Consider the following 6,287-nt stretch of genomic DNA (forward strand, 5'->3'; position numbering starts at 1 on the left):
AGGAATCGCCTCTCCCCGCAGACAATCTCGAAGTGGGGAGCGGATGGAGCGCCGGTGATGGGCCGGGCGATGATGGGTTCGAGGACTCCTTTCTCCTGGATGCTCGCAGCGAGGTCTTTCAGTGACTTCTCGTCGCGATGCTTGCGGGGATTGGTGGGGCACAGCGTAAGCTCTTCCAGCGGCAAATGGATGAGCTGGTCGGCGGCTTCGACAGTTTCCGTGCTACTCATAGGACTCTCCTTTCGGGATGTAGGGAATGGCGGTCATGAGAGAAGGATAGCCTATAGATAGCACTATGTCAAACATTAAGCGCACTCCGCAGAGAATTTGTGATCGCCGCCCGGGCGGTTCGCATGCCGCTCGAAGAGGTGGCAATGCCGGTGCATCGTGCGCAGGTTGTCGATCCGGTCGTCACGCTTCCCACCACCCATCCCTCGGGTCTGGATGTGATCCGCGTGCATGTCAGGCCCGAAGGGAACGAATTTCCCGCACTCCGCGCAGATGCCGTGATCACGTTTCCAGACCTCCAGCCGGCGCCTTTGCCATGCCCGGCCGGAGAGGATCTCGCGCCCGTCCTTCGTGATTTTCACGAGGGCCTTGCGGGTCAATGACGCCCGCCAGGGCTTCGGTTTTTTCTTTCGCCTCCATGGACCTCGCACGAGCGGCGTCCGCCGCAGGAAGGCTCGGCGCTTCATCGCGGTATTTCGCAGATTCCGTGAGCATCAAGTTGTGAGCCCACACCGGCAACCTCGGCGTACTGAAAAACCCTTCGATGTAACGGTCGCGCTCGTACCAGGCGAGCGCGTGAACGTGCCTGATGGCGCGCAGACAGCCGACGACTTCTTCCAGCTCGGCTGGCGTGGGGAAGTGCTTCGAGGTGCGGAGGATGATGGGACCCGCCTCTTCAATGAGGGCCGGATCTTCACGGCGAAAGCAGCCCGCGAAGATGCCGCCCAGCGATCTCAGATTGCGGCGGTCCTGGCCCGGATAGACCTCATCCCAAATGGCGAGCCACCGTCCGATCGCCCTCTTCAAGGAACTCAGCGAGCTCGAGCGCTTTGCGTCGATGTCGCAGGTCGGCGCGGGTGGCGAACTCCTCTTCGGCCTGGATAAAGCGGTCGAAGCTGGCACAGAAGAATGCAAGCGAACCTCCCTGTCTCTGGTAGAACTCGTCCGTGGAATTGAGCATGATCCGGTACCGACGTTCGAACTCCTGGAGTGATAGCTCGGGGCGGCGCTTCCGTAGCCGGTGAAACTGCTTGAAATCCTTGTCGTCCCACGTCGGTTGCTGCTCGTACTTTTCGAGGAAAAGCTGGACGGCAAGATCGGTGAAGGCGCGCGGCGAGGGCGCAGCCGGTTTTTCAGGCTGCGCTTCCGGTTCCTCTGGCGGTTCTACTGACGGTTCTACTAACGGTTCTACTGACGGGTCGGGTGAAGCTGGCTTCACCCTTTCATGTCGAAGACTGCACCCTTTGGTGTCGCAAACTTCACCCTTTTGCAGCTGGGCTTCACCCTTTTGCAACTGCGGTTCACCCTTTGCAACCTTAAAGGGTGAACTGGGCTTCGCCCTTTCTTGTTCAAAGGGTGCAACCGTTTCACCCTTCTCTTGTGGAAAGGGTGAATCAGGCTTCACCGTTCCTTGCTCAAAGGGTGCAACCGTTTCACCCTTTGGCTGACGATGTTCCTTCCAGGGCGGACGTTTGGGGAGGGCGCTTTCGATGAGCCGGTATTCGGTGGGGTGGCCCTTCCCTCCGCATCCGTGGGCTTCAACTTGTAGGACTCCCTGGGCGCGCAGATCGGAGAGACCGTTTTGGATGGCGCGTTCCGAGCGGCCAAGCAGCCATGCCATGTATGCGACGGAGGGATAGATGCTCGTCCCGTCATCGTTGGCGATGTCGGCGAGTGCCGCCGCGAGCGGTTTGAGATGTGGGGCCAGCGCGGATTGCCACACCTTGCCAGCCAGGAATCCGCTCACGCCGTCGCACCCTCCGGTCTGGGCTGCTTTGCCGATTCGAGTGATGGGAAGGGTGCGTCGTGGTCCCGGCGCGCAAACCGTTCGAGCTCGTGCCGAGGGATCAAGACGCGCCCGCCGATGCGCCGAACCGTGATCTCCTTCAGCACGATGTAGCGGTGCAGAGTGCGAAGGCCGATCGAGAGTGCCTGGGCGGCTTCCTTGCGGGTCAGCAAAATCTTTTCCATGCGGGTCTCCTGGGTCGTGAGTTGACGTAGGGAACAGTCTTGGGTTTAGGGTCCCTGCGGTTTGGCGGTCCGCAGGCTCTCGAAAAAGCGCCGAATGGCGTCGCGGAGTTCGGGCGAGGCGCGGCGATGGCGGTGGACAACTTTCCAGACTTGGCCGCGCGTGACGCCGGCCAGCCGTGCAATCGACGCCTGGGCCTTGGCGGTATGGCGAATACGACGGGCCAATCCGGGCGTCAAAACTTTCGCTTGTGTTGTCCGGGCCATCTGAGTAGAATCCGCCACTGTACGGAAACGACGTATCCGAAACGAAGCACCCAACTATATACACCCGTACGGATGTGTCAAGAGGAAAAAATGGTAGCCGAGAATCTCTTTGTTACCGCCATCCATCAGCTGCGTAAAACCCTCGGCCTGACTCAGGAAGGCATGGCACGTCAGCTAGGATGTACGCTCGGGTCGTTCCAGCGATGGGAGCTGGGAACCAGAATTCCAAGCGGCGAATACCTGATCAAGATGATCCATATGTGTCCCGACGATAAGTGCCGGGCCGCGTTTGGACTCAAGGGGGGCAAGGTGGATTCGGCAGCCCTCTCCATGCTCCAGAAGATCGCGGTTCGCCAGCATCGGGTCCTGCAAGAATCCCTGGCCGTGCTGGAAGAGCTGCGAGCGGGGGGGTCAACTGAGGCTGCCGAAAGACTCGCCATGATGTCGAAAGTGTTGAGCAACGTGGTTGCAGCCGTTCTTGCGCTGGAGAAAGAAAAGCCGAGGAAGAGATAAAGTCTGTTTTGGCACGCATGCCATGGCCAGAAGGTCAAAGGAGAGGGAATGGAGGAGATCGCAAAGGACTGTGAGATCGTGGCGGCAGGATGCCCGGAATACCAACTGGCCGTCCGGGCCGCCCAGCTTCTGCTGGAATTGGTGATGGATGGGTCCGAACACGCATCTGGGCTTCTCGCACGCTATTCCGAACTGACCGTGGACGAATCGACGCTGGCTTTCCATGGCGTACGAGCCGACCGCTCGGGGGCTTTCTTACTGGACGAAGACAGAGATGGGTCCGGCGAAAACGAAGATGGCGAGGGAGCTGTTGGGGAGGAGCATGAACCCACCGAGCCAATTCCCCTCCCCGGGGCGACCCTTGCGATGGCGGCTGCTCGCGCTTGAGTGGGCAAGCTGAAGCTCTAAGCGACTAAGTGGCAATCATGGGGGTCCAATGAGAGGCGTGTACGAGTACCCGAAGGACTCGGGTGTCTGGTGGATCCACTATCACGACTATCAGGGGAAGCGGCACCGTGAGAAGGCGGGCACGAATTCCGCCGCCATCAAGCTGTACCACAAGCGCAAGACCGAGGCGCTCCTGGGCCGGAAGCTTCCCGAGCTTCTAAGGAGACGCCCCGTCACGTTCGATGATTTGATCACGGATGCGCTGGAGCACTCGAAAAGACATCACGGGGTGAAGACGCAGGCTGTCGCAGGGTGGATGCTGGCCGTGCTGCGTGAGCGGTTCGGCAAGCAGCCGGCCGAGGCAATCACGCCCAAGCAGGTCGAAGAATTTCTGGCTGAGCGCGCACGGACCAAGACCACTTCCAACCGCTGGCGTTCGCTCGTGTCACTTCTTTACCGGCTGGGCGAGGACAATGGGAGGGTCGAGGTCAACCCCATCCGCAAGGTAAAGCGGCACCGCGAGAATAATACGCGCGACCGGTTCCTATCGGCCGACGAGGAGAAAAAGCTCCGGGCCAACATCCGCGAGCTGTCCCCAGAGAAGGAGCCCGAGTTCGATCTGGCGCTGTACACCGGCATGCGCGCCGGGGAGCAGTATGGCTTGCAGTGGCGGGACGTGAACCTGGACCTCGGGTTGATCACGATCCCGCGCAGCAAACATGGAGAGAAACGCTTCGTGCGGCTGAACGCCGCCGCGCGACTGGCGCTGGCGCGCCTGCGAGCGCGATATAAGCATGAGCCCAAGGGCGAGCACCTAGTGTGCCCAACGGAAGACCACCGGCAGCGGCGCTGGTTTCAAGAATGCTGCTTGGAGGCAGGCGTATTGAACTTCCGATGGCACGACCTACGGCACACGTTTGGCAGCCGTCTGGTCATGGCCGGCGTCGACCTGCGCACGGTCCAAGAGCTGCTCGGGCACAGGGGGATCACAACCACTCTCAGATATGCGCACTTGGCGCCGGGCCACCTCCAAGAGGCCGTCGAGCGCCTGAACCCGACAGCCACCAGAACAGCCACCAGACGACGGACCAGGGTTGCCAGCAGGAAGCAACTCGTCATGTAAGTCATGAGAAATGAACGTGGTGCGAAAGGGGGGATTCGAACCCCCACCCCTTGCGGGACCAGATCCTAAGTCTGGCGCGTCTGCCAATTCCGCCACTTTCGCGCGCGACTATTATAATGCAGCAGACTCCGGCCACGGCACTGCGGTTTACGGCAGGGGGGTTCCCTTCCGGGATTGGTCGTCATCGCTTGACACAAGAACCCGCGGCTCCGCGCCAGCGCAAGCCCACGCCTTTGCAGTCTTCTTGACCTCGACGTAGAATCAGGCACATGGAGTTGGATCCTGCTTCTAATCCCATCCTTCTCGCCACAGTCTTCTTGGCCGTTTGGGTCGGCCTTGGAGTGCTAGTGAGCCATGTTGGAGGATGGGCGTCGCTTGCCAGAGTCTACGGCATGACCAGCGGCTTCACGGGGGAACGCTGGATGTTCCAGAGCGCCAGGATGCGCTACTGGACAAACTACGGCAACTGCCTAACGGTGGGTGCCGGTTACGAGGGGTTTTACGTTTCGATCCTTTTCCTCTTCCGCATCGGCCACCCACCCTTGTTCATTCCCTGGAGAGAAATTTCCGTCAGCCGAAAAAAACTGCTGGGCTGGGAAATCGTCGAGCTTCGCCTGGGACGTGAACTCGCCATCCCGTTCCACATTACTTCGCGCCTCGCCGAGCGCCTCCAGACTGCCGCCGGGTCAGCTTGGCCGACGCAAGGTATTGGATAGCCCCCCAACCTCCTAATCAGACGGGTTCGTGCCGGCGGCCGTGGCTTCTGCTAGAGTAAGCTGCCGATGCGTTCCTTCTACGCGACCTGCGGCATCGTGGCGGCGACGTCTCTGGGGCTCGTGCTCCTGCACCTCCCCATGCTTCACCTTCCCTACTTCTGGGACGAAGCCGGGTACTACGTTCCCGCGGCGCTGGATTTTTCGCGCGCGTGGCTGTTGATTCCGGAAAGCACTTTGCCGACCGGGCACACGCCGCTGGTGATGGTCTATCTTGGACTCTTGTGGTGGGTGTTCGGATTTTCGCCACTGGTGACGCGCACGGCGATGATTCTGGTGGCGACGGGGGCCGTCGTCGCCACATACGCGCTGGCGCGGCGCGTCACCGAACGAGAGCCGGCGGTATGGAGCGCGATGCTGCTGGCGATCTCGCCGATGTTCTTCACGCAGAGCTCGCTCGTATACCTCGACCTCGCCGCCGGGCTTTTCACGGTTCTGGCGGTTCTGGCGCTGCTCGACCGTCGTATGGAGAGGTTCGCGCTCGCCGCGACGCTCGCCGTCCTGACCAAAGAGACGGCGGTGGTGATGTTGCCCGTGGCGTGGGCGTTCGTGCTGTGGCGGGGGAGGACACAGCACGCCCCGGCGGATGCAGCCTCTGGGGCGCAGGCCCTCCTTAGCCTAAAAGGCATCGGAGGGCAGGCTGCCATGCCATTACATGAGAATACAGTTGAAGGGAAGGCCCAGCACGCTGCGCCCCTCCGGGATTGGATTGCCCTGACGTTTCCGCTGCTGCCGCTTGTTGCCTGGTCTATCTACTACCACCACAGGACCGGCTATTGGACGGGCAACGCGCAGTATTTGCAGTACAACCTGTACACGACGCTCGATCCCGGGCGCGTTTTCTGGTCGTTGATGCGGCGGCTTTACGAAGTCTTTGTGGGCGGCTTCAACTGGGTGCTGGTTGTAGGAGCGGCGTTGGGCGTCTGGTGGACACTCAGCCACAGAGACTCTGAGGCACAGAGAGCAGTCAAAGAACAACCTGAGGAAGTAGGCAACCGAGTCGAGTCAAAGCCGAGACCTTTGAGAGC

The 6,287-nt window shown here is 60.8% G+C and carries 10 protein-coding genes and 1 tRNA gene; 5 read left to right on the forward strand and 6 right to left on the reverse strand.

Translation table 11 applies throughout. The annotated features are described in order from the left end of the window. The 5 genes from HY556_06075 to HY556_06095 all read right to left on the reverse strand — a co-directional run. Window positions 1-230 (reverse strand): ParB N-terminal domain-containing protein (locus tag HY556_06075; protein ID MBI4393347.1); only part of this gene is annotated, 230 nt, incomplete at its 3' end. A 75-nt stretch (window positions 231-305) separates the two neighbouring features. Further along, window positions 306-461: an HNH endonuclease gene (locus HY556_06080; GenBank protein MBI4393348.1), complete on the reverse strand. Its 156-nt coding sequence runs from the start codon at window positions 459-461 to the stop codon at window positions 306-308. Between the two features lie 49 nt (window positions 462-510). After that, on the reverse strand, window positions 511-1,035 hold the full coding sequence (locus tag HY556_06085; protein ID MBI4393349.1) for a hypothetical protein: 525 nt from the start codon (window positions 1,033-1,035) through the stop codon (window positions 511-513). Then, the gene (locus HY556_06090) at window positions 995-1,975 is read right to left on the reverse strand and encodes a hypothetical protein (GenBank protein ID MBI4393350.1); all 981 of its coding nucleotides are present in this window, start codon (window positions 1,973-1,975) and stop codon (window positions 995-997) included. The genes HY556_06085 and HY556_06090 overlap by 41 nt, the downstream gene beginning before the upstream one ends. Next, window positions 1,972-2,199, reverse strand: a complete 228-nt coding sequence (locus tag HY556_06095; GenBank protein ID MBI4393351.1) for a helix-turn-helix domain-containing protein — start codon at window positions 2,197-2,199, stop codon at window positions 1,972-1,974. Before HY556_06095 ends, HY556_06090 begins: the two co-directional genes overlap by 4 nt. Before the next feature lie 354 nt (window positions 2,200-2,553). Between HY556_06095 and HY556_06100 the strand changes: the two genes are divergently transcribed. From HY556_06100 to HY556_06110, 3 genes are read left to right on the forward strand one after another with little or no spacing between them, the layout of a single operon-like run. Next, window positions 2,554-2,976, forward strand: a complete 423-nt coding sequence (locus tag HY556_06100; protein ID MBI4393352.1) for a helix-turn-helix transcriptional regulator — start codon at window positions 2,554-2,556, stop codon at window positions 2,974-2,976. A 48-nt stretch (window positions 2,977-3,024) separates the two neighbouring features. Continuing rightward, on the forward strand, window positions 3,025-3,363 hold the full coding sequence (locus HY556_06105; GenBank protein MBI4393353.1) for a hypothetical protein: 339 nt from the start codon (window positions 3,025-3,027) through the stop codon (window positions 3,361-3,363). A gap of 49 nt (window positions 3,364-3,412) precedes the next feature. Then, entirely contained in the window at window positions 3,413-4,486 is a 1,074-nt protein-coding gene (locus HY556_06110) for a site-specific integrase (protein MBI4393354.1), read from the forward strand. A 17-nt stretch (window positions 4,487-4,503) separates the two neighbouring features. On the opposite strand, the gene HY556_06115 is transcribed toward HY556_06110, so the two are convergent. Continuing rightward, window positions 4,504-4,588 (reverse strand) — tRNA-Leu (locus tag HY556_06115). A gap of 167 nt (window positions 4,589-4,755) precedes the next feature. Here HY556_06115 and HY556_06120 point away from each other — a divergent pair. After that, the gene (locus HY556_06120; GenBank protein ID MBI4393355.1) at window positions 4,756-5,202 is read left to right on the forward strand and encodes a hypothetical protein; all 447 of its coding nucleotides are present in this window, start codon (window positions 4,756-4,758) and stop codon (window positions 5,200-5,202) included. A 66-nt stretch (window positions 5,203-5,268) separates the two neighbouring features. Continuing rightward, window positions 5,269-6,287 (forward strand): glycosyltransferase family 39 protein (locus tag HY556_06125; GenBank protein MBI4393356.1); only part of this gene is annotated, 1,019 nt, incomplete at its 3' end.

The organism is Euryarchaeota archaeon (assembly GCA_016207515.1).
GTDB lineage: Archaea > Thermoplasmatota > SW-10-69-26 > JACQPN01 > JACQPN01 > JACQPN01.